Origin of the sequence: Salinisphaera sp. T31B1, assembly GCF_040361275.1 — a bacterium.
Lineage (GTDB): Bacteria > Pseudomonadota > Gammaproteobacteria > Nevskiales > Salinisphaeraceae > Salinisphaera.
In genome coordinates this window covers 610,393-633,753 of the sequence record NZ_APNH01000001.1, presented here as the reverse complement: position 1 = coordinate 633,753, position 23,361 = coordinate 610,393, and the positions used below count along the sequence as shown (strand labels likewise).

The following is a 23,361-nucleotide window of genomic DNA, read 5'->3' as shown; positions in this document are numbered from 1 at the left end:
CGCCGCCTCACAGCGCGTACTCGCGCCGATGGCGCAGCAGCGAAATGAAAAACGGCGCTCCGAGCAATGCGGTCAGCAGCCCGACCGGCAGTTCGGTCGGGGCCACCACCACCCGGGCGAGCGTATCTGCCCAGAGCAGCAGGATCGCACCCGCCAGTGCCGAGGCCGGGAGCAGCCAGCGATGATCGGGCCCGATCAACAGCCGCACGATATGGGGCACCACCAGCCCCACGAAGGCGATCGCACCCGCCACGGCCACCGACACGCCTACGCCGGCCGCGGCCACCAGGATCAGGCGGCGCTTGACCGTGTTGACCGCTACCCCCAGGTGACGAGCCTCGGACTCGCCCAGCAGCAGCGCGTTCAAGGCCCGTGCCTGGGTCGGCAGGATGCCCAGTACGACCAGCCCAACGAGCGATACCACGGCCACACGCGCCCAGTTGGCGCCGTCGAGCCCGCCCATGCGCCACAGACTGATCCGGCGCAGCATGTCGTTGCTGGCATAGAACTCCAGCAACGAGCTCAAGCTGGATGCGATTGCGCCGATGGCGATGCCGGCCAGCAGCATGGTCGCCACCGACGTTCCGCCGGCGCCGGTGGCCAGGCGATAGACCAACACCACCGCAAGGGTGCCGCCGGCAAACGCGCCCAGCGAAACCAACGACAGTCCGACCAGCCCCGACAGGGCACCGCCGAACACGATCGCGAGGCTGGCTCCGGCCGAGGCCCCCGCGGTCACCCCGATCAGCGATGGATCGGCCAGCGGGTTGCGGAACAAGCCCTGCATCGCTGCCCCGCACACCGCCAGCAACGCGCCGACCAGCGCGGTGAGCAGGGCCCGTGGCAGCCGGATGTATTCGACGATCAGCTCGACGCGCGCCTCGACCGGACCGCCGGTCAACACCGACCAGACATCGGCGGCCGGCAGCGATACCGCGCCGAACATGACCGCTGCGAGCAGACTGGCCGGCAGAACGACGGCAAGCACACCTACCAGCACCCATCGGTTCACGGCAGCGTATCCAGATCGATGGCCGCTTCCACCGCGTCGGCCAGACGATCGAGCTCCCCTTCGCGCAACGCCTGCTGATCGACGGCACCGCCGGACTCGAGACCGGCCCAGGCCAGCAGGGCATCGCAGGCCGGAGCCGTGTCGAACAGCCCGTGCAGATAGCAACCAGCAATCTGGCCGTCGACCGAGATCGCGCCGTCCGGCCCCGTATCGAGCCGGACCAGCGGTCGTGCCAGCCCGGCGCCGCGGGTTGAACCGCAGTGGATGCGGTAGCCGCTGACCGGGGTTTCGTCGAACAGCCGCCCGGCGACGTTGGCGAGATGCTTGTGACCGGTCAGTTCGGTATCGATATCCAGCCAGCCCAGACCGGGGCTGGTACCGGGCGTGTCCTCCACGCCCTGGGGATCGGCGATGGTCTTGCCCAGCATCTGGTAGCCGCCGCAGATGCCCAGCACCCGGCCGCCGTAGCGCAGATGGCGCCGGATATGGGCCGGCCAGCCGCGCTGCTCCAGCCAGGCCAGGTCGGCCCGTACGTTCTTCGAACCGGGCAGCACGATCAGATCGGCCGGGCCCGGGGTATCGCCCGGGCCGACCCAGCGCAGATCCACGCCCGGATGGGCACGCAGCGCATCGACATCGGTATGGTTGCTGATCCGCGGCACGGCCGGGACCTGGACGACGAACGGTCGATCACCAGCCAGCCGCTGATCGCATGCGATGGCGTCCTCGGCATCCAGATGCAGCCCCTGCAGATAGGGCAGGACCCCGAAGACCGGCTTGCCGGTGCGCCGCGTCAGCCAGTCCAAGCCGGGTTGCAACAGACCGATATCACCCCGGAAGCGGTTGATTACGAAGCCGCAGACCCGGGCCCGCTCGCTGGCCGACAGCAGTTCGAGGGTGCCCACGATCTGGGCGAAGACCCCGCCCTTGTCGATATCGGCCACCAGCAGCACAGGGCAGTCCACGGCCTCGGCAAACCCCATGTTGGCGATATCGTTTTCCCGCAGATTGATCTCGGCAGGACTGCCGGCGCCTTCGACCAGCACCCGCTCGTAGGCGGCGCTCAGGCGTGCGTGCGAAGCCAGCACCGCGGCCATCGCCACGTGTTTGTAGTCGTGATACGCGCTGGCGGCCATATCGCCGATCGGGCGCCCGTGCACGATCACCTGGGCGCCGGTATCGCTGGAGGGCTTGATCAGTACCGGGCTCATGTCGATGGTCGGGGCCAGCCCGCAGGCCGCGGCCTGCAGCGCCTGCGCACGGGCGATCTCGCCGCCGTCGACCGACACCGCACTGTTGAGCGACATGTTCTGTGGCTTGAAAGGGGCCACGGCCACCCCGCGCCGGCGCCATGCGCGGCCGAGCCCGGCGACCAGCGTTGACTTGCCCGCATCGCTGGCCGTGCCCTGGATCATGAGCGTGCTAGCGGGCATGGGCTGTCCGCTCGTGCAGGGCCCTGGCATCGTCGACCGCCGCGCCCACGGCCGCCATGGTCAGACGGGCCGCGGCTTCGCCGAAGCGGGTGTGCTTGCCTGCATAGCGGCGCGGCCGGGCTGCAACGGGGTCGGCGATCACCGCGGTGGCGTCCGTGCCGGTGCCCGTGGCGATCTCTCCCGAAACGGGGCTGCGCACGTTGCGCTCCTGAAGGATGGCGGTCTTTGCCTCGGTGAGCAGGGTCAGCGTCTCGACCATGGCGGCCGGGCTGAGGCCCTGGGCGCATAGCAGCATCAGATTGATGGTACCGGCCGGCGGCCGCGCCTCCTCGACGCCCGCATCGGCCGGGTCACCGGCCCGCCGGGCGTTGCCCAGACCCACGGTGACCAGCACAGACAGACGCGCGCCGTCGCACTCGCCGCTGGCCACATGCAGACCGCGCATGGAGGCGGCGGTCATCATGCCTACATCAATAACGGATACACCAAGCCCGGTGGCGGCCGCGTCGATCGTGTCGGCCGGCTCAGCCTGGCAGGCCAGATCCGCATCCAGATGCAGATTGACCAGGCAACGCACGGGTCGCCAGCCGCCGCCGGCGACCGCCGAGCTCAGACAGCGCCAGTGACGCTCTGCCTCCAAGACCAGCGCGCGATGGCCCACCCGGGCCTGCCAGCCGACGGGCAGCAGCCGTCCGGGCAAGGCGACGGGCCGGTCTTCAGACCAGCCGGCGCGTGCGGACCAGAGCCGGATCATGGCCTGAGCCGTCAGTAGTCGACGCCGCGCCGCGCCTTGATACCAGCCTTGAACGCATGCTTGATGTCCTTTATCTCGGCGACCGTGTCGGCCAGCTCGCGCAGACCGTGGCCACCGCCGCGGCCGGTGACGATCACCGACTGATTGGCCGGGCGACCGGCCAGCGCGTCGAGCACCATCGTCTCGTCGAGATACTTGTAGCCGATCATGTAGGTCAGCTCGTCGATAACCACCAGATCGTAGCCCGGATCGGCCAGCATCGGCGCCACCACGGCCCAGGTGCGTTCGGCGGCGGCAATATCGCCTGACCGATCCTGGGTGTTCCATGTGAAACCCGTACCCATCTGATAGAAATCGACCTGCGGACAATGCTCGCGCAGATAGATTTCCTCGCCGGACAGCTGCTCGCCCTTGATGAACTGGACCACGCCCACGGTATGGCCGTAGCCCAGCGCCCGCATCACCATGCCGAACGCCGACGACGACTTGCCCTTGCCGTTGCCGGTAAGCAGGATCATCACGCCGCGCTCGATATCGGCGGCTTCGACAGCCGCATCGACACGGGCCTTCTGCTTCTTCATCGCTGCGCTGTGCTTGGCTTCGCGCTTGTCGTCGCTCATGAACACTCCGGTATGAAAACGGCGCCGCGGGCCGCACCGTCGGGGTTGATTCGTCGCGTGTCGCTACTGCGGCCGGTAACGCAGGGTCACGAACACGTTGCGCCCCGGCTGATTGTAGAACCGCACGGTTTCGTAATCCTCGTCGAATACGTTGTTCAATTCGGCCTGGAGCTGCCAGTCCCGGCTCACATTCATCGAGCCGCGCAGATCGAGCAGCTGGTAGCTGTCCAGCTCGTTGGCATTGGCCGCATCGTCGTAGGCCGAATCGGACAAAAACAGCCCGGCGCCCACCGAAAAACGTTCGGCGATCGTACGGTCCACGTCGAACTGTGCCGAGTATTGCGGCCGGCGCGCCAGATCGTTGCCGCGGTTGGCGCCCTCGGAACGGTTCTCGGCCGACAGCCAGGTCAGCTGAGTGCTGATCTGCCATTGTGCGATGGCGGTGCCCAGCCCGGCCTCGAGCCCGCGGATGCGGGCCTCGTTGACGTTGACCGCGGTGAACGTGGCGGGATCGGAGGCGATCAGGTCGTCGATATGGGTTTCGAACGCATGCAACGACCAGGTGCCCCAGCGCTGGGTGGCGTCCAGACCCAGCTCGACGCTGCGCGATTCTTCCGGATCGAGATCCGGGTTGCCATAGTCCGGAAAATACAGCTCGTTGAAGGTCGGCGCCTTGAACGCCGTGCCGTAGGAAATGCTGGCGGTATAGGCCTCGGTGAGATCGAAGCCATAGCTGGCCGAGCCGGTGGCATGATCGCCGAACTGCTGGTTGTCGTCGCCACGCCCGGCGAGCTGGACGTGATGGCGGCCCCAGTCGCCCAGGTACTGGATGAACGCGCCGGTGTTGTCGCGCGACGTTTCGGCGAACACGGTATCGCTGCTGACGTTGTCGTCGTGATAGTCCACGCCGGCGGTAATAAGGCTGTTGTCCCCGATCGAGATATCGTTCTTGATCGAGGCCTGATTTCGGCGTGTCTCGAAGCGCCCTGCCGGCGCGCCGTCGTAGTAGTTGTCGGAATCGTCCCAGCTCGTCCCCCCGGAAAGCGTCAGCTGCCAGGCCTCCAACGGCCGGAACGCCACGGAGGTGCCCAGCACTTGCTGGACGACATCCGCCCGATTGGAGGAGAACGGGCTGCCGTCGTATTCGTTGTTGCCCTGGGTCCGCAGGAAATTGAGCTTGAAATCGACCCCGTTGTCGAACCGGTGGCCGAAGTTGAGCGCGCCGGACACCCGGTCGTATCCGTCGTCGTCCGGCTCGTCGGTGAAGCAGCCGCCGGTATTGGCCGCGCCCGAGCGGCAGGAATCGAAGCCGTGGGTCTGGTAACCGCTCACGCTGATATTGTAGTGGCTGCGGGCATCGCTTCCCGACAGCCCGGCCTGGGCCTGGTAGCTGTCGTAGCTGCCCGCGCCGATGCTGGCATAGGGGCGCGTGCCGCGCGTGCCACTGCCGTCACGGGTGAAGATCTGGATCACACCGCCGATCGCTTCCGAGCCGTACAGCGACGAGCGCGGCCCGCGCACGATCTCGATACGTTCGATCTGGTCGACCGGCAGATCCTGGATCGCCGGCTGGCCGGTGGTCGCCGAGCCGTACTCCACCCCGTCGACCAGCACCAGTACATGATCGGATTCGGTGCCGCGCATGAAGATCGATTCGGCCTTGCCCGGCCCGCCGCTGTTGGTCACCGTGATGCCCGGCGAGCGCCGCAGCAGATCGGAGACCGAGCGCGCCTGCAGGCGCTCGATCTCGGCGCGGTCGATGACGGTGGTCGCGGCCAAGCTGCGCGAGGGTGCTTCGGACGTGCGGTTGGCAGTGACCTGGATGCCGGCCAGGCTGTTGGCGGGGACCGGTTGCGCGGCATGGCCGCTCAGGCCGACGCCGATCAGACCGGCGCCGACAAGAAAACGCGAATTCATGATGTGACCTATCTCGATGGACGCGCTCACCCGCGCGCCGGACATGACGGTCCGCATCGAGAGGGACCCATCGAGTGGACAGAGCACACCCGCGGTGTGCCCGAATCTGGACATGCCCCGGCCGATTCCCCCTGCCAGTCGATCAACGCCCGCCGCGATGCCAGACCTGCGTACTACGGGCCGGTCTCCGGACTTGCAAGCGGGCCGTTCAGGGCCTGTCCCGTGCGCCTTCCCGGACACCGTCCAGTGGCTCGTGCACGCGACTCGCGCTCGCCTACCGTTGCGGGGGCAGTGCCGGCCTTGTCGATCACTCGACGCACCGGCTTCCCGTTTAATCCGACAGCCCGCGCATGCGCACGCCGACCGTCGGCCACCTGTAGCGCGTTTAAGCCTAGGCGCGCGCCGAGACCCCGTCAACTGCCGCTACCGCCCGGCACGACAGGCGACACGGCCGCGACGCCGGCCGTGACAGGGCGGATGGCGAACACGCTCGGCGCGGGCGTTTTCTGCCTATCCGGATAAGCGGATATACTGGTGCGCTGAATTCGAAGGTGATGCCGATGACCGATCTGACCGACGCGCTCGACGACCGTATTCTCGTGCTCGATGGCGCCATGGGCACGATGATCCAGAATCACGACCCGGATGAGGCCGAGTATCGCGGCGAACGCTTCGCCGACTGGGATTCCGATCTCAAGGGCAACAACGACCTGTTGACGCTGTCCAACCCGGACCTGATCCGCGAGATCACCGCCCAGTACGCCGAGGCCGGCTCCGACATCCTCACCACGAACACGTTCTCGGCCACCAGCATCGCGCAGGCCGATTACGGCATGGAAGATCTGGCCGACGAGATGAATCGGGCCGCAGCCCGGCTGGCCCGCGACGTCGCCGAGCAGTACGCCAGCGCCGACAAACCGCGCTTCGTCGCCGGCGTGATCGGGCCGACCAACCGAACGGCCTCGATCTCGCCGGACGTCAACGACCCCGGCAAGCGCAACACCAGCTTCACGGAGCTGGCCGCGGCCTACGGCGCCTCGGCCGCGGCCCTGCTGGACGGCGGCGTGGATATCATCCTGCTGGAGACGATCTTCGACACGCTCAACGCCAAGGCCGGCATCTATGCCGTACGCAAGCTCATGCGCGAACGCGGCGTGGATATTCCGCTGATGATCTCGGGCACGATCACCGACGCCTCCGGGCGTACGCTCTCCGGCCAGACCACCGAAGCGTTCTACAACTCGGTGGCCCATGCCCGGCCACTGACCGTGGGTCTGAACTGTGCGCTGGGCCCGGATCTGCTGCGCGAATACGTCGCCGAGATGTCGCGGATCGCGCCCTGCTATACCCACGCCTATCCCAACGCCGGGCTGCCCAACGAATTCGGCGAGTACGATCTGACCCCGGACGAGATGGCCGACCATATCGGCGAATGGGCCCAGGCCGGCCTGCTCAACATGGCCGGCGGCTGCTGCGGGTCCACGCCGGAACATATCGGCGCCATCGCCCAAGCCGTGGCCGGCAAGACGCCGCGCCGCCGCCCCGATATCCAACGCGCGATGCGCCTGTCGGGCCTGGAACCGTTCACCGCGTCGGCATGAACCTATCGCCCATCGTCGGTGGGTCGGGCGCATGCCGCACGCCGATACCGGAACGCCCGATCTGAGCAACGGCCATCGGACGACCGGGTTCGAGCCCGATCGGCGTATCGACGGCCTGATACGGTCGCACACGACCGCGCCGCTTTTTCTTGATATCTGCGAAATCCGCGTCACCCGCGGATCACATCTGACATGAGCTCTACCGCGAACTTCATCAACATCGGCGAACGGACCAACGTGACGGGCAGTGCCCGCTTCCGGCGCCTGATCAAGGACGAAAACTACGACGCCGCGCTGGACGTGGCGCGTGACCAGGTCGACAACGGGGCCCAGATCATCGATGTCAACATGGACGAGGGCATGCTCGACTCGGGCGCTGCCATGCGCCAGTTCCTCAACCTGATCGCCGGTGAGCCGGATATCGCCCGCGTGCCGGTGATGGTCGACTCCTCCAAATGGGAAGTCATCGAGATCGGCCTGCAGTGCATCCAGGGCAAGGGGATGGTCAATTCCATCTCGCTCAAGGAAGGCGAGGACAAGTTTCTGGAGCAGGCCCAGGCCTGTCTCGATTACGGGGCCGCCGTGGTGGTGATGGCCTTCGACGAGGACGGCCAGGCCGACACCGAAGACCGCAAGGTCGAGATCGCCGAACGCGCCTACACGCTGCTGCGCGAGCGCCTCGACTTCCCGGCCGAGGATATCGTCTTCGATCTGAATATCTTCGCCATCGCCACCGGGATCGAAGAACACAACAACTACGCGGTGGATTTCATCAACGCCACCCGACGCGTGCGTGAATCCTGCCCCGGCTGTCATGTGTCGGGCGGACTGTCGAACGTGTCGTTCTCGTTCCGCGGCAACGAAGGCGTACGCCGGGCGATGCATTCGGTATTTCTCTATCACGCGGTGCCGGCCGGGCTGGACATGGCGATCGTTAACGCCGGCCAGCTGGAGGTCTACGACCAGATCGATGCCCAGCTGCGCGAAGCGGTCGAGGACGTCATCCTCAACCGTCGCGACGATGCCACCGAACGCCTGCTGGACATGGCCGAGCAATACCGCGGCGACGGCAAGGCCAAGGAATCCAAGCAGGACCTGGCCTGGCGCGAGTTCGAGGTCAACAAGCGCCTGGAGCACGCGCTGGTCAAGGGCATCGACAGCTACGTCACCGAGGACACCGAAGCCGCACGCCAGGCCGCCGACAAGCCGCTGGAGGTGATCGAAGGCCCGCTCATGGACGGCATGAACGTCGTCGGCGATCTGTTCGGCGCCGGCAAGATGTTCCTGCCGCAGGTGGTCAAGTCCGCACGCGTGATGAAAAAGGCGGTGGCCTATCTGCTGCCCTATATCGAGGAAGAGAAGGCCGAGGCCGACCGCGGCGGCAACAACGGCACCATCATCATGGCGACGGTCAAGGGCGACGTACACGATATCGGCAAGAACATCGTCGGCGTGGTCCTGCAGTGCAACAACTTCGAGGTGATCGATCTCGGCGTGATGGTGCCCCTGGCCAAGATTCTGGACGCCGCCGACGAGCACGATGCCGATGTGATCGGCCTGTCCGGGCTGATCACGCCGTCGCTGGACGAGATGGTCAACGTGGCCGCCGAGATGCAGCGCCGCGGCATGACCACCCCGCTACTGATCGGCGGCGCAACCACCTCCAGGGCGCATACGGCGGTCAAGATCGATCCCGCGTACGACGGCCCGGTGATGTGGGTCAAGGATGCCAGCCGCTCCGTACCGGTGGCCGCCCGGATGACCGGCAAGGACACCCGTGCCGCGTTGCAGAAGGAACTCAAGGACGAATACGAGCAGGTGCGCCAGCGGCATGCGTCCAAGCGCAAGGAGACGTTCCTCACCCTCGAGGCCGCCCGCGACAACCGGGTCCGGCTCGACTGGGACAGCTACCAGCCGCCGCGCCCGGCGCTGCCTGAAGCCACCGACTACACCCGGCGTCAGCCGGTGCCTCACGCAGCCGGCGCCGAGGCCGACGCATCGACGGCCGAACCGCAGTCAGGCCTGTATGTGTTCGAGGATTTCCCGATCGCCGAGCTGATACCCACGATCGACTGGACCCCGTTCTTCCAATCCTGGGAGATGCGCGGCCGCTACCCGGATATTCTCAACGACCCGGTCAAGGGTCCGGAAGCGAAGAAGCTGTTCAACGACGCCCAGGCCATGCTGGAGACCATCGTCGAGGAGAAATGGCTGACCGCACGCGGCGTCGCCGGGTTGTTCCCAGCGGTCACGATCGGCGACGATATCCACGTGCTGACCGACGATCGCAGCGAAACAGTCGAGGTCATCCATAACCTGCGCCAGCAGAGCGAGCACAGAAAAGGCGTGCCCAACCGCTCGCTGGCCGATTTCATCGCGCCCGAACAGGCCGGCAAGCCGGACTGGGTGGGCGGTTTCGCAGTGACCACCGGGCTAGGCGCCAAGGAACGCGTCGAGGCCTTCAAGGCCGATCACGACGACTACAACGCGATCCTGGTGGAAGCCCTGGCCGACCGGCTGGCCGAATCCTTTGCCGAATGGCTGCATCGTCACGTGCGTCGCCAGCTCTGGGCCCATTCGCCGGAGGAGTCGCTCGACAACGCCGCACTCATCGGCGAGAAGTATCACGGCATCCGGCCGGCGCCCGGCTATCCCGCCTGTCCCGAACATACCGGCAAGGACACGCTCTGGTCGCTGCTCGATGTGACGGCCAAGACCGGCATCGAGTTGACCGAATCCCGTGCCATGTGGCCGGGCGCTGCGGTTTCGGGCTGGTATTTCAGCCACCCCGAGTCGCGCTATTTCGTCGTCGGCCGGATCGCCCGCGACCAGGTCGCCGACTATGCCCGTCGCAAGGGCTGGGATATGGCCACCGCCGAGAAATGGATCGGCCCGAATCTCGGCTACGAACCCGAGCGCTGAGTCCGCGCCAGCGCGCGGCGACACGGCTCAGCCGGTCGGCGGCCGAGCCCGGGCCAGATTGGCCGGGTCGTAGTCGCGACACAGGACCCGGCGCCTGTTCACCGAGGCATGGATATCGGCATCCGCTGCGATACGCCGCACGTGCCGGCCGAGCAGGCGCCATAGCCCTCGATAGGATTGGTGCAGAGCGCCCGCCGGATCGCCGGCCGGGCCCGTTCGACTCTCGGGGTTCAGCCGCAGCCCGGCGGCCACCGCCTGTTCGAGCATCCAGTCCAGCGTAATACGCGCCAGCCCACGATCGACATAGCCGCCACCCACGTCCGCATGGACACCGGCGAACCAGACCTGGCGCACGCACTGTTCCGACCCCAGCGCGGATTCGTCCCAGCGTGTCGGGGCAAAACAACGTCGCTGTTCGTCGACTGCCAGCGCCTGAGCCGCGCGCGCCACGCCCGGACTCAACCGGTTGTGCTTGAAACGTCGCAGCCGCAGCAGCAGGCCGAGCGCGCCCACGGTCTCCCAGACCCCGACGAAATGCGGCGCACAGCGGCCGACCGGCGCACGGCAGCCGGCCCGAACGGGCGGCGCATCGGCGAGATAGGCCGCCACCTGTTCGGGTACGCGATCGCCATCGCGCCGATCGAGCACCCCGTACTGATCGACCAGCGAGGCCAGCGAGCGTGCAGTGAACGCGCCGCGACTGAAGCCGAAGATAAACAGCCGATCGCCCGGTGCGTAGCAATCGACGACATAGCGGTAGGCGTTGTCCAGATTCTGCTTGAGGCCATATCCGAAGGCCGCGCCCAGCAACTTGCCCAGCGTACGTCCGACATTCACCGAAAATATGTTGGCCCCGAAGGTGCCCACGCCGGGCTCGTAGCGTTTGCGCTGCTCGCTGCTGTCGGCCGCAAGCCGGTGGAACAGATGCGCGACGTTGGTCTCGACGCCGCCGAACTGGCTGTTGGTGCCGTCACAACAGATGACGATGTTCTTGCCCAAGCGATCTCCCGTGGCCGCTGCCGGCCATCCACCGGCGGCGAGCACCATGCCAAGCCCTTGCCGAGCCGGCCATCCGGAGTTCTCGCGAGCCGCGGTCTCAGGCCCCGGCCACGGTCCAGGCACTCGAACGGGTACGCCAGACCACGGCGACCATACGGGTGACGAGAAACATGGTCAGCCCGATCCAGATGCCGGCCAAGCCCCAGCCGAACGCCCACGACAACCAGATCAGCGGCAGGAACGCACCCAGCGCACAGGCGAGTGTGGTCGTGCGCAGATACGCGGTATCGCCGGCGCCGAGCAGTACGCCGTCGAGTGCGAATACCACGCCGGCCACGGGTTGCTGGACGACGAAGAACCACCAGGCCGCCGGGATCTGGGCCAGTACCGCGGGGTCGCTGGTGAACACGCGCGGCAGCACGCCGGCCAGCAGGGCGAACAGCACGCACAGCACCAGCCCGAGCGCCAGCGAATAGCGCATGATCCGCCAGGCCACGCGACGTGCGCGTTCGAGCCGCGCCGCGCCCAGTTCGGCGCCGATCAGCGCCTGCGCGGCGATGGCCAGCGAATCGAGGATCAGCGACAGGAACACCCATAGCTGGTAGACGATCTGGTGCGCCCCCACGGCGGCCGCCGACGATCGGGCCGCAACCGCGGCCGCGGACAGAAAACAGATCTGAAACGACAGACTGCGCAGGATCAGATCCCGACCGAGCACCATCTGTGCACGCATCACCGACACATCCGGCGCACGGAGCGCGCCGTCGGCCAGCAGAGCCCGCAGGAACAGCACGGCCGCTGTGTACTGGGCCAGCACGTTGGCGATCGCCGAGCCCTCGAGACCCAGCCCCATGGGATAGACCAGCACCGGGCACAGGACTGCCGACAACAGATTGGCCGCCAGCACGTAGTGAAAGGGTCGGACCGTATCCTGGACGCCGCGCATCCAGCCGTTGCCGGCCAGGGTGATCAGGATCGCCGGCGCGCCCAGCAGCGCGATTCGCAGCCAGCGGGCTGCAGCGTCGGCAGCGGCGGTGTCGCCGGCCAGCAACCGGGCGATCGAATCGGCGAACACTTCGCCGCCGACCAGCACCACCAGCCCCACCACGATCGCAAGCCAGGTCGCCTGCATGCCCTCGCCCAGCGCTTCGGCGCGCCGGCCCGCGCCAAACAACCGGGCCGTGCGGGCGGTTGTGCCATACGACAGAAACGTCAGCTGGCTGGTCAGCACCGACAGCACCGTGCCGCCAAGCGCCAGCCCGGCCAGCGGCAGCGCACCGAGATGGCCGACGACCGCGGTATCGACCAGCACATACAGCGGCTCGGCCGCGAGCACACCGAGCGCCGGCAGCGCCAACGCGAGAATCCGCCGCGCGGTAACCTCGGTTTCAGTGTCGTTGTCGGCCGTCGCGCTCACAGCGTCCACGCTCTCGTCCTGTTGGTCGTCGCCGCATCCGGCCGGGCACGCCAGGCATCGAGCGCGGTGGCGTCACCGTGGCGACGCCAGCCCTGATACCGCGGCGGCCGGAAAAGGCCGCGAAGTGTGCCACAGTAACCGCATCATCCGCCGTGTCGAACGCATGTCAGCCCTGTTCGCCCGTTACGTTCGTGTTTCGCTGATCTCCAAGATCAGCATGGCGCTCGTGCTCGGCGTCGTCGCCGGCCTGTGGCTGCCCGAGGCGATCGCCGACGGACTGGCGCCGATCGGCGATGTGGTGCTGCGCCTGCTGCGGTTTCTGATCCTGCCCATCGTGGTCACGACCGTCATCGTGGGCATCAATCAGAGCGGCCTGGCGCGTCTGGGACGCACTGGCGCGCTGCTGGCGCTCTATTATCTCGCCACGACCGCCATCGCCATGATCGTGGGCCTGAGCGTGGCCCAGCTCTTCCAGCCCGGCCGTGGGCTGTCCCCGGACAGTGCCGGCCCGGTAGAGGTGCCATCGCACCCCGGGGCCGCGGACGTACTGACCTCCATCGTGCCCGACAACATCGTGGCGGCCTTCGCCCAGCTCGACATGCTGGCGGTTCTGTTCACCGCCATTGTCTTCGGCGTTGCGATCGCGTTCACGCGCGCCGCGGAAAACGACCCGTCCGGGCCGGGCGAAACACTCTACCGGGCGGTCGCCGGGCTGGAAAGCGCCACCCTGCGCATCATGGGCTGGGTGCTCGAAATCCTGCCGCTGGGCATTCTGGCCATCGTCGCGCACACGGTCGCCGAACAGGGCGGCGAAGCCTTGACCTCGCTGGCCTCCATGGTCGGGGTACTCTATCTTGGCCTGGCCGGGCAGCTGGTCTTCTATACCGTGCTGCTGCTGGCCGCCGGACTCGCGCCGCTGCGGTTTTACTCGGCTGCACGCAGTGCGATGGCCACGGCATTCGCCACCCAGAGCAGCAGCGGCACGCTGCCGGTCACGCTGGCCGCGGCCGAGCGCATGGGGGTCCGGCGGTCCATACGGGGCGTGGCGCTGCCGTTGGGCGCGACCGTGAACATGGACGGCGCCGCCGTGCGTATTGCGGTATCAGCGGTGTTCGCGGCCAACGTGGTCGGCCTGTCGCTCGGCTGGAGCCAGGCCGCCGAGATCGTGCTCGTCGGCACGCTGATCTCGGTGGGCACGGCCGGCGTGCCCGGTGCCGGTATCGTGATGATCGCGACCGTGTTCGAACAGGTGGGCCTGCCGATCGAAACCGTCGCGCTGCTGGCCTCGATCGACGCGCTGGTCGGCATGGGCGCAACCGCGCTCAACGTGACCGGCGATCTGGTCGGCGCCCGGCTTGTCGAACGATTGACCCCCGAGCCGCCGCGCTGACCGACCCGCCGGCGGCACGGTCGCGGGACTTGAATCCGCCCCGGTCGCGGCCATTTCATGGGACATACCCCGGGAGCGAGTGGCGCCATGGCTTCAGATCAACTGCAACGATTCCTGTTCGACGATACGGCCGTGCGCGGCGAGATCGCCCAGCTGGACCGGACCTATCAGGACGTGCTCTCGCGCCAGTCCTACCCGCCGGCCATCGAACGGCTGCTGGGCGAACTGCTGGCCGCGTGCGCGCTGCTGACCGCGACCATCAAGCTCGACGGCATTGTCAGTATCGAACTGCGGGGCACCGGCGCGCTGCGATTGCTGATGGCCGAATCCAACCCCGGCCGGGGTGAACATGCCCAGCGGCTGCGCGGCATCGCGCGCTTCGACGAGGACAGCCTGGCCGGGCTCGACCACGATTCCCTGACCGCGCTGACGGGTGAAGGCCGTGTGGTGATTACCCTGGATCCGGCCGAAGGCCAGCGCTATCAGGGCATCGTCGAGCTCGACAAACCGACCATCGCCGGCTGTCTGGAGCAATACTTCGAGCGCTCCGAACAGTTGCCGACACGGCTATGGCTGGCCGCTGGCGCCGAACGGGCTTCCGGCCTGCTACTGCAGAAACTGCCCGGCGAAAGCGACGCCGCCGATCCCGACGCCTGGGACCGGATCAATCACCTGGCCGATACCATCACCGCCGCCGAACTGACCGAGCTCGATGCGCCGACTGTGCTGCACCGACTCTTTCACGAAGAGCAGGCGCGTGTGTTCGAGCCGGCGCCGGTGGTGTTCTCCTGCACCTGTACCCGCGAGCGCTTCGGCGCGGCGCTGCATCAGCTGGGCGCGGCCGAACTGCGCGACATCGTCGCCGAGCAGGGTCAGATCGAGACCCAGTGTCATTTCTGCAACACGCAGTATGTCTTCAGTGCCGCCGACGTGGAGAAGCTCATCGACGACCCGGATGCGCCGCCGGCGACCATGCACTGACCGGCCCTCGGGCACCGGTCGCGCGGCTCAGTATTCGCGTGCGTTGTCCAGCCCGCCTTCATACACCGCCCGGCCGCCGGCCGCCTCGATCAGCGCCTCGGCCAAGGGCCGTGTGCTGTCGTCGTTGGTGGTATACGGCACGTCGAAGACCTGATGGCCGGTTCCGTCGGGCGCGGGGAACCGGGACGCGCTGACCAGATTGAAGGCACGAACGAACCGCGTACCTTCGAACAGGCCGGCCGAGTAAAGCGCTTCGCCCATCGCCTCGGCTTTTTCGGCCACCTCGCCGTCGCGATGGACGAACGCGTTGTCGACATCGATGAGCACTTTGCCGCGCATGGCCCGACCGTGCGCCCGGGCCAGGCCCGGCTCGGCGGCATAGGGCACTGCCAGGGTGATCACGCCTGCCTGTTCGACGGCTTCGGCCACGCTGGCTGCCTTCGCGCCGTGCCCGGTACGCTCGAGCACGGCGTCGAGTTCGTCCGGATGACGTGTCGCATAGATCACCGGGTAACCGTCGGCCGCCCAGAGCCGGCCGAGCGCCTGGCCCATACTGCCGGCACCGACGATCGCGATCGTCGGCTTGTCCGTGGCCGCCGTCGGCTCGACCGCGCTCGCCGAGCCGACGGCCAGCACGAGCAAAGCGGCAAACACCTGGGCGATCACCCCCCGGTGAACGAATGATCGCCCAGGACATTTGAGATCGCGCATGGTCGGTGCCGGCTGACGTGCTGAACCGAACATAGCACGTGGGTGTGCAGGCGCCGCTGCGAGCCGGGCCGGATTCAGCCCTGCATCTGGCTCTGCAGCCAGGCGAGCACGGTGCGGCGGCGTGTCTCCACGGCCTGCGGGTCGGCGACATAGACCGACAACCCGGTGGGCAGATCCAGACGCTGGCGCAACGGCCGCACCAGCTGTCCGGTGGCCAGCAGATGGGTCAGTCCGCGCTGCCAGCCAAGCCCGATCCCCTGGCCGAGCACCGCGGCCTGAAGCACGACCGAATAGTTGTCGAAGGTGGCCCCGGCGGGCGCGCTGACCCCCGCACCTACTGCCGCCAGCCAGTCGTCCCAGCTCAACCAGCCGTCCTGAGGATCGTCACGACAGTGCAGCAACGGATAATCGCCCAGATCGGCGGCGGTCAACGTGCCCTGTCCAGCGACCGTGGGGCTGCAGACCGGAAACACCGCATCGGGCACCGAGAACATCGCCTGAAAGACGCCGGCCGGGCGGGCGGTGCTCTGCAGTGCGATATCGAACACCGCATCGGTATGCGCCAGCGGCTGGGTGGAGGCGTTCACCCGCAGTCGGATCTCCGGATACTCGGCATGAAACGCGGGCAGCCTCGGAATCAGCCAGTGCATGGCGACATGGATTTCGGCCAGCAGCACGATATCGTCGCTCGCGCGCGCCGCGCGCAGACGTTCGGCCGCCGTGGCGATCGATTCCAGCCCGCCGCTGACCGCGCGTGCCAGCCGCCAGCCGGCGTCGGTGAGTGCGACCGCTCGGTGGCCGCGAACGAACAGCGACACCCCCAGATCGGTTTCCAGTGCGCGGATCTGGCGGCTGACCGCCGCCTGGGTCAGATGCAGCTCCGCGGCGGCGCGGGTGAAGCTTTCGTGACGGGCGGCGGCTTCGAAGGGCAGCAGGCTGGCCAGCGGTGGCAGGGCTCGGCGAAGACGGCTCATGGCTTTACATTACCTGAGATTATGCGAAACGACGCAGTCATCGTGTGACCGGGACCGCCGCTCGGTCGATCATGCACGACGATGACAAGCTCCGAGGACCTTCGCATGGCGGTCATGATCGCAACACGCCGACCATTGCTCGGTGGCGTCGGTTATATCGTGCTGGCGGCGTTTGCGCTGGCCCTGGGCGACGGCCTGATCAAGATCGTGGGCGCGCATCTCAGCGTATGGCAACTGGTGTTCCTGCGCTCGCTGATCGCCCTGCCCGTACTCGTACTGCTGATCGCGCCGAAGCGGGCCGTCGATATCCTGCCCAAGCGCTGGTCATGGGTTGCGCTCCGCAGTCTGTTGCTGATGGCAATGTGGCTGGCGGTCTATATTGCGCTGACCGGTCTGCCCATGCCGACGGTATCGGCAGCCCTGTATACCGCGCCGCTATGGATCGTGCTGGCCTCGGCACTGGTGCCGGGCAGACGCCTGGCACGCGCCCAGATCGGCGCGGTGGGTCTGGGTTTCGTCGGCACGCTCCTGCTACTCGGCCCGGGCATGTCCGGGACCTGGCAACTGCTGGCTCTGCCTCTGGCTGGGGCGCTCTGTTACGCCCTGGCGGCATGGATCACGGCAACGCGCTGCGAGGCCGAATCACCGCTGGTACTGTCGCTTGGGCTGAATACGGCGTTCCTGCTCGCCGGGATAGCCGGCCTGACCGTGTTCTCGCTCTGGCCTGCCCACGCCGCCGGCGCCAGTGCGGAATTCGTACTGGCGGCCTGGCGACCCGTGGCTGCGGCCGACTGGCCCCGGATGGGGTCGATCGTCGCCGGACTGGCCGCGCTCATGATCGTGGCCAATACGGCCATGGCACGCGCCTATCAGATCGGCCCGGCCCCGGTCGTCGCCGCGGGAGACTACAGTTATCTGGCTTTTTCCGGGCTCTGGAGCCTGCTGCTGTTCGGCACGCCGCCGTCATTCACCGGCGTGCTGGGCATCGCCCTGATCGTAGCCGGCGGGCTGTGGGCCGCGCGATCACCGGTACACGGCTGAATCAGGCGCTGCCGGGCGCGTACTGCAGCGCAACATATACGAGAACGATCGCCACCAGCAGCCCGACGCCTACGCGTTTGGAGTGGTTCTGCCACAGGTCGAGCGCACGTTGACCGAACAGCACCACAAGCAGCGCCAGGCCGAAATAGCGCACGCCACGGGCAATGCCGGAGGCCAGCACGAACAACACGAGCGGATAACCGGCGACGCCGGCCACGAGCATTGCGATCTGGAACGGCACCGGCGTCACGCCGATCGACACGATCGCCCAGAAGCCATGCGCGTCGAACTGAGCAGAGAAATGTTGATACGGCGCCTGCCAGTTGAAGGCCTCGATCAGCCACTGGCCGAGCGAATTGAACAAGAGCGCTCCGAATCCGTAGCCGACCAGCGCGCCCAGCAGACAGCCTGCGGTGGTGCTGGCGGCAATCAGCCACACCCGGCGACGATTGGCGAGCATATAGGGCACCAGCACCAACTCGATTGGAATCGGCACGATCAATGTCTCGGCGAACGACGCCACACCGATCAGCCAGAGACCGTGGCGAGAGTCGTTGAGACGGCGGGTCCACTCATTGACGCGATGCATGCCGGAAAATCCCGAAGATAAAGCCCTCGGAGGGCGGGGCCGTCAGTGTACGGTGCCCCGTGGCCGCTGACTCGCGCGAGTTCATCGGCCATTCGCATCGCGGACCGCTTGCGCCACCACCTGCAAGGCCTGCGGCATCCGGCCCATGCCGGGATGCGCGCGGCCGCAGCCGATGGCGCCTACCGTGGGCGGGCCGGCAGGCGATTTCGAACCCGAATGCGTGGCGAGCGACCGCGCGCGTCCGCTGCACCCAGCCGAACCCCGACGCCCGGCAGGAACCGAACCGACGACAAATAATCGAGCCAGTTCATAGGGCTGGCGCGCCAGCCATACCGTCGGCCCCGATCGGGATTGTGCCGATAACCCCGGCCCCCGGATCTGCGCCGGACCCTGTGCTGTCCGCGCAACTGGGCAGACCCCTGCCATTGATGGTTATATGACGGAGAAATCCGTCGCGTTCGGCGACGGTGTGTCGGTTACGCGCCGGCGCCTGGCTCGAACCCATTCGATCGCTCATGCACCACGCCGTCCGTCAGCCCACCATTTTCTATCCCGCCATGCTGATGCTCCTGGCGGCTCTCTGGCACCCCGCGGATGCCGGGGCGCGCGAACCGCGCGGCTGGCAGACCATGGAGGTCACCGCCACGTCGTTCACGCTGGCCGAAGACGAGACCAAGCGAGGCAATGTGGGGTTGACGGCCTTCGGCGACCTGCTGGAGCCAACCTCGAAAGCCATTGCCGTGTCGCGCGATTTGCTGCGCAAGGGCTTGAGTTACGGCACCAAGATTCGTGTCGAGGGGCTGCCGGGCGTCTATACCGTGCGCGACAAGATGCACCGGCGCTGGCGCGACAAGATCGATATCCTGTTCGCGCGCAAGAAACGCGCTCTCGAATGGGGGCGACAGACCGTCACCATTCGCTACCTGCCTACGCGTTAGATCCGGCCAGGCGCACCTGCCATGGCCGAATACGCCCGCCCGGTCAGTCCCGGGCGCCCATGCGGCCGAGCGTCCAGATCACCCCAGTCTGCAACAGTGCGCCGGCGGCAAGCAGAAGCCATGGCGAATCCACGCCCATCGAGGCGAGATAAAGCAGTGCACTGACCGCCGCGGGCACCATGGCATAGGGAATTTGCGTACGGACGTGGGCGATATGGTCCGAGCCGGCGAAGATCGACGACATCACCGTGGTGTCCGAGATCGGCGAGCAGTGATCGCCGAAGATCGAGCCCGAAAAGATGGCACCAATAGCCATGTGCACCAGGCCCAGATCGCCCACGTTGTAGGCCAGCGGCACAGCCACCGGGGTGAGAATGGCCATGGCGCCCCAGGAGCTGCCCGTGGCAAACGAGATCACCATGCCGATCGCGAAGATCAGCATCGGCAACAGGCCGGGCGAAAGCCAGTCTCGGGTCGCGGCGATGACGTGATCGCCCGTGTCCAGCGCGCCGGTGACCGTACCGATGGTCCACGCCAGTACCATGATCACGAGTGCGGGCAGCATGGTGCGAAAACCGGCCAGCAGGGTCTGTTCGCAATCTTCCAGGGTATGGCGCTGGGCCAGCGACAGGCCCATGGCGGTCACCACCATGGCAAACGCCGCCCAGCTCAGGGCCACGCTGACATCGGTATCGGCGAGCGCGTCCATCAACGGTTTACCCTCGGCGCCGCCGCCGGTATACCAGAGCGCCCAGCAGGCCACGCCGAGCAGTACGATCAGCGGCAGGATGAAATGCCACAACCGGCCGCGCTCGGTATCGGGTTCGCCGAGATCGTCCTCGACGCTGGATAACGGCGTATCGCCGGGCGCAACCAGGTCGCCGGTCTGTCGCGCACGTTTCTCGGCCGTGCGCATGGGCCCGAAGTCGCCGCACATGATGATCGTCGGCACCGCAAGCAGACACAGCAGGGCATAGAAATTCCAAGGAATCGACTGCAGAAACGCCAGATACGGCTTTTCCGTGGTCAGACTCAGGGTCGTGAAGGCGGCCGCGATCAGCGACACCTGGTAACCGATCCAGTCCGAGACCGGGCCGAGCGTGGCCATGGGGGCGGACGTCGAATCCAGCAGATAGGCGAGTTTCTCTCGCGATACGCGATGGCGCGCGGTCAGATCGCGCGTGGCGTTGCCCACGATCACCGAATTGACGTAATCGTTGAAGAAGATGATCAACCCCAGCAGCCAGGTCAGCAGCTGCGAGCTGCGTCCGCTGGCCACGCGCGCGGCCAGCCAGCGCGAAACCGCATGCGAGCCGCCAGTGCGATACATGAACGCAGCCCCGGCACCCAGCAGCGATACCAGCACCAGAAATCGAGCGTTCCACTCGTCGGTCATTACGTCGGCGAACCAGTCGAAGGTCTGACCGACCGCGGAGATCGGGTCGCCGGCGACGAACCAGGCACCGATCCAGATGCTGGCGAACAACGACAGGTTCACCCGGCGTGTCGCCAGGGCCAGTACCACGGCCGCCAGCGGCGGCGTCAGGGAAATGATCAGATCCATCGCACGATACGCCGCATTTCGATGCCGGCGCCCCCAAGCTCAATTGATAGGGCGAGGCTAATACGCTCGGTTGGACGATCGAAAGCCGCTGCCATGAGGCCGCGCCGTGCAGACGCCGTCGCAGCGCGGCTCGTGGCGATTTCGTCGGCGCGGGGCGATGCGTGGTGCCTGCATCGATTTGCGCAGATTGATGCGCCGGCCGAGGACTGACACGCGCGCTCAACGGGCCCCGCAAACGAAAACGGCACCGCCTTGAAGGCGATGCCGTGAAGTTTTCAGCCAACCGCGTCGCGGCTTGTGGATGCCCGATTGCGGTTTTGTATCCGCCCGGCTTTACAGCGAGGACTGTCTGCGGCGAATGCCGATGCCTGCGAGCAGCAGCGCCACGCCGAAGCCCATCATGGCCAGTTCGCTCGGCTCGGGTACCGCGGTCAACGAACCGCTGTTGATCAGGTCTGCCTGATTGACCGTACCGCTGAAAGCGCCGGTCGCCGTGTCGAACGTGGTCGTGCCCAGTGCGATCTGGGTGCTGGCGAAGATGAACGACGTGGCCGGATCGATACCGAAGTAGGCCAGCAGATCGGGGTTCTTCGTATCCGTGCCGAAGCCGTTGATGTTGATCGTCGCCGGCGGCGTGTTCGGATTGACGATGTTCTGCTTGGTCGCCGTCGGCTGACCACTGAACGTGCCGCTCAACAGCACGCCGTCGACGATCACCGTGCCCATCGAATCCACGGCCTGGCCGCTCAGCGTAAACGAACCACCGTCGCCGAACGTGTAGCTCATGTTGCTACCCGCAGGCTCGGAGAGGTTGCTGCCGGTCGTGAAGTTCAAAAGACAGCTACTGCAGACCAGCGAGCTCTCGTTAGGCGCCGTGCCCCCGTCGAACTGGATGCTGCTGAAGCCGACGTTGGTGCCGATCAGCGCACCGCCGGCACCGTCGTAGCTCACCGTGCCGCCCGTGCGGGGGCCGGTATCGTCGAAGGTCAGTGTCACCGCGGCGAATGCGGTACTGGTCAGCCCGGAAAGCGCCAGAACGGCACCGCCCAATAATGCCTGTTTGAGTTTCATGATCTTATTACCTGTAAAAGTCATCCCATACGCACACAATCCTTCCATTCACATCAGCCGAACGCGCTTTCCCAGCAAACGTTCTCGTCTATCCGGGAAGCAAGGAGCGGGCCATACATGAGCCGGCAAGGCTTTGCAAGCCTTCGGCAGGGCTGAGGCCGCGGGAACCGACACCGCGGGCGCATATGTGTAAGGTTTTCCGGCAAGACGGTCACCCATCGACGTGATGACCGGCCATGCCGCAGGCACGCTCTGTCGGCCGGAAAGCCAATACTCGTGCGGCTTCAAGCGCTTGCTGGAAGCCGACGTCTCACGCGATCGGTTGCCATCAGGGCGTCGTCGACGATTGTGTAAGCTTAGCCGACAGATGCAGCGCCCATGGACCGCTTGTGCCAGCGAGGGGGTCAGGGTCGCGCAGCCGCGGGGCGTCTCTGGCGCGTGAACAGCCTCTGCATCTCTTCCAGCACGTCCGCGCGTGCAGAGTGGCCGGCCGGCCATGCGGCACGATGAATCGGCCGGCCGAACGCGACCTGTACACGTACGTCGGCCGGCTGTCGCCGTAGCATCTGCAGCGTGGCGGCCAGCCAGGCGCGCCCGGCCGGGCGCCGCCGCAGACGGGTCAGCGGATGGGCCCGTGCGGACGGCGACACCACCCCGCTGACCGCGACCGGGACGATCGTCAACCCCGGCACCCGGCGGGCGAAGGTGTCGATACTCGCCGACCAATGCGACAAGGCCGCGTCTGCCTGGCTTCCGCAGGCCGGATCGGGTTCGATACAGCCACCGGGGTAGCACAACAACGACCCGCCGCCGCGCAGATGGCGGACTGCCTGTCGCACCACGGCCGTACGCGCGGCCGGCCGATCGTGGAGCAGCAGCAGATGCCGCGCCAGCCCCGGCAGCGCGGTCAATAGCGGCCGTGGCGCCGCGATGACCTTCAGATCATTGCGCGGCAGTTGCGCGAACAGTGCGACGGCATCGGCCAGCCCGGGGTGATTGGACACCAGCAGCAACGGGCCGTTGACCGGCAACCGATGGCGGCCGCTCACCTGCACCTGGGCGGCCAGCTCGCCGACCGCGTATGCGCCGGCACGCCTCAGACCGTCCAGCGCGGCCAGCCGATCACAGGCTTGGAGCAGCGCAGCCACGCGCTGGACGGGCTCGCGCAGCCATACGCCAAGCAGACGCCGGCGAAGGCCAAACCCGGCCCCGGCCCAGCCGAAGGCTTCGACCGCCTCGGCCAGACAGGCAGTGAGGATCTCATCGGCACCCGCGCGCTGTTCGAGTGCAATCGCCTGCGCCCGGTGCCCGTGTGCGTCGGCTGTTTCTCGGGTGTTCGGGTGCCACGGCTCGGCACGGCACTCGCCACGGTCTGGCTCCATCATTCATGGATCCAGCGGTGGCCCGGCATCATGGCCGGGATCTGC

17 protein-coding genes, 1 pseudogene and 1 riboswitch are annotated in these 23,361 nt (G+C 66.9%); of the genes and pseudogenes, 5 read left to right on the top strand and 13 right to left on the bottom strand.

Going from position 1 to position 23,361, the window contains the following annotated elements:
- Positions 1-7 precede the first annotated feature (7 nt).
- From T31B1_RS02860 to btuB, 5 genes are all read right to left on the bottom strand, one after another.
- Complete coding sequence (locus T31B1_RS02860; protein ID WP_353247948.1) at positions 8-1,012, bottom strand: FecCD family ABC transporter permease; 1,005 nt, start codon at positions 1,010-1,012, stop codon at positions 8-10.
- The gene (locus T31B1_RS02855) at positions 1,009-2,445 is read right to left on the bottom strand and encodes a cobyric acid synthase (RefSeq protein WP_353247947.1); all 1,437 of its coding nucleotides are present in this window, start codon (positions 2,443-2,445) and stop codon (positions 1,009-1,011) included. The genes T31B1_RS02860 and T31B1_RS02855 overlap by 4 nt, the downstream gene beginning before the upstream one ends.
- Complete coding sequence (locus tag T31B1_RS02850) at positions 2,435-3,199, bottom strand: adenosylcobinamide amidohydrolase (protein WP_353247946.1); 765 nt, start codon at positions 3,197-3,199, stop codon at positions 2,435-2,437. The genes T31B1_RS02855 and T31B1_RS02850 overlap by 11 nt, the downstream gene beginning before the upstream one ends.
- A gap of 11 nt (positions 3,200-3,210) precedes the next feature.
- Positions 3,211-3,819 (bottom strand): cob(I)yrinic acid a,c-diamide adenosyltransferase, encoded by a 609-nt coding sequence (gene cobO, locus T31B1_RS02845; protein WP_353247945.1) that lies wholly within the window; start codon positions 3,817-3,819, stop codon positions 3,211-3,213.
- Positions 3,820-3,882: 63 nt separating this feature from the next.
- Positions 3,883-5,736 (bottom strand): TonB-dependent vitamin B12 receptor, encoded by a 1,854-nt coding sequence (gene btuB, locus T31B1_RS02840; RefSeq protein WP_353247944.1) that lies wholly within the window; start codon positions 5,734-5,736, stop codon positions 3,883-3,885.
- 161 nt (positions 5,737-5,897) lie between these two features.
- Positions 5,898-6,129: riboswitch (cobalamin riboswitch) on the bottom strand.
- A 146-nt stretch (positions 6,130-6,275) separates the two neighbouring features.
- Between btuB and metH the strand changes: the two are divergent.
- Positions 6,276-10,259, top strand: a pseudogene (gene metH / locus T31B1_RS02830) (methionine synthase); the annotation flags it as partial.
- 27 nt (positions 10,260-10,286) lie between these two features.
- On the opposite strand, the gene T31B1_RS02825 reads toward metH, so the two are convergent.
- Together T31B1_RS02825 and T31B1_RS02820 are read right to left on the bottom strand one after the other, a co-directional pair.
- A complete protein-coding gene (locus T31B1_RS02825) occupies positions 10,287-11,258 on the bottom strand; it encodes a T6SS phospholipase effector Tle1-like catalytic domain-containing protein (protein WP_353247943.1) in 972 nt (323 codons plus the stop codon).
- 97 nt (positions 11,259-11,355) lie between these two features.
- Positions 11,356-12,684, bottom strand: a complete 1,329-nt coding sequence (locus tag T31B1_RS02820; RefSeq protein ID WP_502950906.1) for an MATE family efflux transporter — start codon at positions 12,682-12,684, stop codon at positions 11,356-11,358.
- 154 nt (positions 12,685-12,838) lie between these two features.
- Here T31B1_RS02820 and T31B1_RS02815 point away from each other — a divergent pair, with 154 nt between their 5' ends.
- The gene (locus T31B1_RS02815; protein WP_353247942.1) at positions 12,839-14,065 is read left to right on the top strand and encodes a dicarboxylate/amino acid:cation symporter; all 1,227 of its coding nucleotides are present in this window, start codon (positions 12,839-12,841) and stop codon (positions 14,063-14,065) included.
- An 87-nt stretch (positions 14,066-14,152) separates the two neighbouring features.
- The gene (gene hslO, locus T31B1_RS02810) at positions 14,153-15,046 is read left to right on the top strand and encodes an Hsp33 family molecular chaperone HslO (protein WP_353247941.1); all 894 of its coding nucleotides are present in this window, start codon (positions 14,153-14,155) and stop codon (positions 15,044-15,046) included.
- 27 nt (positions 15,047-15,073) lie between these two features.
- On the opposite strand, the gene T31B1_RS02805 is transcribed toward hslO, so the two are convergent.
- Both T31B1_RS02805 and T31B1_RS02800 read right to left on the bottom strand, forming a co-directional pair.
- Positions 15,074-15,757, bottom strand: a complete 684-nt coding sequence (locus T31B1_RS02805; protein ID WP_353247940.1) for an NADPH-dependent F420 reductase — start codon at positions 15,755-15,757, stop codon at positions 15,074-15,076.
- Between the two features lie 74 nt (positions 15,758-15,831).
- Complete coding sequence (locus tag T31B1_RS02800; RefSeq protein ID WP_353247939.1) at positions 15,832-16,731, bottom strand: LysR family transcriptional regulator; 900 nt, start codon at positions 16,729-16,731, stop codon at positions 15,832-15,834.
- Between the two features lie 105 nt (positions 16,732-16,836).
- Between T31B1_RS02800 and T31B1_RS02795 the strand changes: the two genes are divergently transcribed.
- Positions 16,837-17,772 (top strand): DMT family transporter, encoded by a 936-nt coding sequence (locus T31B1_RS02795; RefSeq protein WP_353247938.1) that lies wholly within the window; start codon positions 16,837-16,839, stop codon positions 17,770-17,772.
- 1 nt (position 17,773) lies between these two features.
- On the opposite strand, the gene T31B1_RS02790 is transcribed toward T31B1_RS02795, so the two are convergent.
- Entirely contained in the window at positions 17,774-18,361 is a 588-nt protein-coding gene (locus T31B1_RS02790) for a YqaA family protein (protein WP_353247937.1), read from the bottom strand.
- Between the two features lie 515 nt (positions 18,362-18,876).
- On the opposite strand from T31B1_RS02790, the gene T31B1_RS02785 reads away from it, so the two are divergent.
- Entirely contained in the window at positions 18,877-19,299 is a 423-nt protein-coding gene (locus T31B1_RS02785) for a 3D domain-containing protein (protein ID WP_353247936.1), read from the top strand.
- 43 nt (positions 19,300-19,342) lie between these two features.
- Here the strand turns inward: T31B1_RS02785 and T31B1_RS02780 are convergent, their stop codons facing one another.
- From T31B1_RS02780 to T31B1_RS02770, 3 genes are all read right to left on the bottom strand, one after another.
- The gene (locus T31B1_RS02780) at positions 19,343-20,863 is read right to left on the bottom strand and encodes a Na+/H+ antiporter NhaC family protein (RefSeq protein ID WP_353247935.1); all 1,521 of its coding nucleotides are present in this window, start codon (positions 20,861-20,863) and stop codon (positions 19,343-19,345) included.
- A 333-nt stretch (positions 20,864-21,196) separates the two neighbouring features.
- On the bottom strand, positions 21,197-21,934 hold the full coding sequence (locus T31B1_RS02775; RefSeq protein ID WP_353247934.1) for a PEP-CTERM sorting domain-containing protein: 738 nt from the start codon (positions 21,932-21,934) through the stop codon (positions 21,197-21,199).
- 404 nt (positions 21,935-22,338) lie between these two features.
- On the bottom strand, positions 22,339-23,319 hold the full coding sequence (locus tag T31B1_RS02770; protein WP_353247933.1) for a 1-acyl-sn-glycerol-3-phosphate acyltransferase: 981 nt from the start codon (positions 23,317-23,319) through the stop codon (positions 22,339-22,341).
- Positions 23,320-23,361: the final 42 nt, after the last annotated feature.

Bases quoted from the DNA above. Each gene is read 5' to 3' on its own strand.
- T31B1_RS02855 (WP_353247947.1), bottom strand. From the start codon at position 2,445: ATGCCCGCTAGCACGCTCATGATCCAGGGCACGGCCAGCGATGCGGGC.
- T31B1_RS02850 (WP_353247946.1), bottom strand. From the start codon at position 3,199: ATGATCCGGCTCTGGTCCGCACGCGCCGGCTGGTCTGAAGACCGGCCC.
- cobO (WP_353247945.1), bottom strand. From the start codon at position 3,819: ATGAGCGACGACAAGCGCGAAGCCAAGCACAGCGCAGCGATGAAGAAG.
- btuB (WP_353247944.1), bottom strand. From the start codon at position 5,736: ATGAATTCGCGTTTTCTTGTCGGCGCCGGTCTGATCGGCGTCGGCCTG.
- T31B1_RS02815 (WP_353247942.1), top strand. From the start codon at position 12,839: ATGTCAGCCCTGTTCGCCCGTTACGTTCGTGTTTCGCTGATCTCCAAG.
- hslO (WP_353247941.1), top strand. From the start codon at position 14,153: ATGGCTTCAGATCAACTGCAACGATTCCTGTTCGACGATACGGCCGTG.
- T31B1_RS02805 (WP_353247940.1), bottom strand. From the start codon at position 15,757: ATGCGCGATCTCAAATGTCCTGGGCGATCATTCGTTCACCGGGGGGTG.
- T31B1_RS02800 (WP_353247939.1), bottom strand. From the start codon at position 16,731: ATGAGCCGTCTTCGCCGAGCCCTGCCACCGCTGGCCAGCCTGCTGCCC.
- T31B1_RS02795 (WP_353247938.1), top strand. From the start codon at position 16,837: ATGGCGGTCATGATCGCAACACGCCGACCATTGCTCGGTGGCGTCGGT.
- T31B1_RS02790 (WP_353247937.1), bottom strand. From the start codon at position 18,361: ATGCATCGCGTCAATGAGTGGACCCGCCGTCTCAACGACTCTCGCCAC.
- T31B1_RS02785 (WP_353247936.1), top strand. From the start codon at position 18,877: ATGCACCACGCCGTCCGTCAGCCCACCATTTTCTATCCCGCCATGCTG.
- T31B1_RS02780 (WP_353247935.1), bottom strand. From the start codon at position 20,863: ATGGATCTGATCATTTCCCTGACGCCGCCGCTGGCGGCCGTGGTACTG.
- T31B1_RS02775 (WP_353247934.1), bottom strand. From the start codon at position 21,934: ATGAAACTCAAACAGGCATTATTGGGCGGTGCCGTTCTGGCGCTTTCC.
- T31B1_RS02770 (WP_353247933.1), bottom strand. From the start codon at position 23,319: ATGATGGAGCCAGACCGTGGCGAGTGCCGTGCCGAGCCGTGGCACCCG.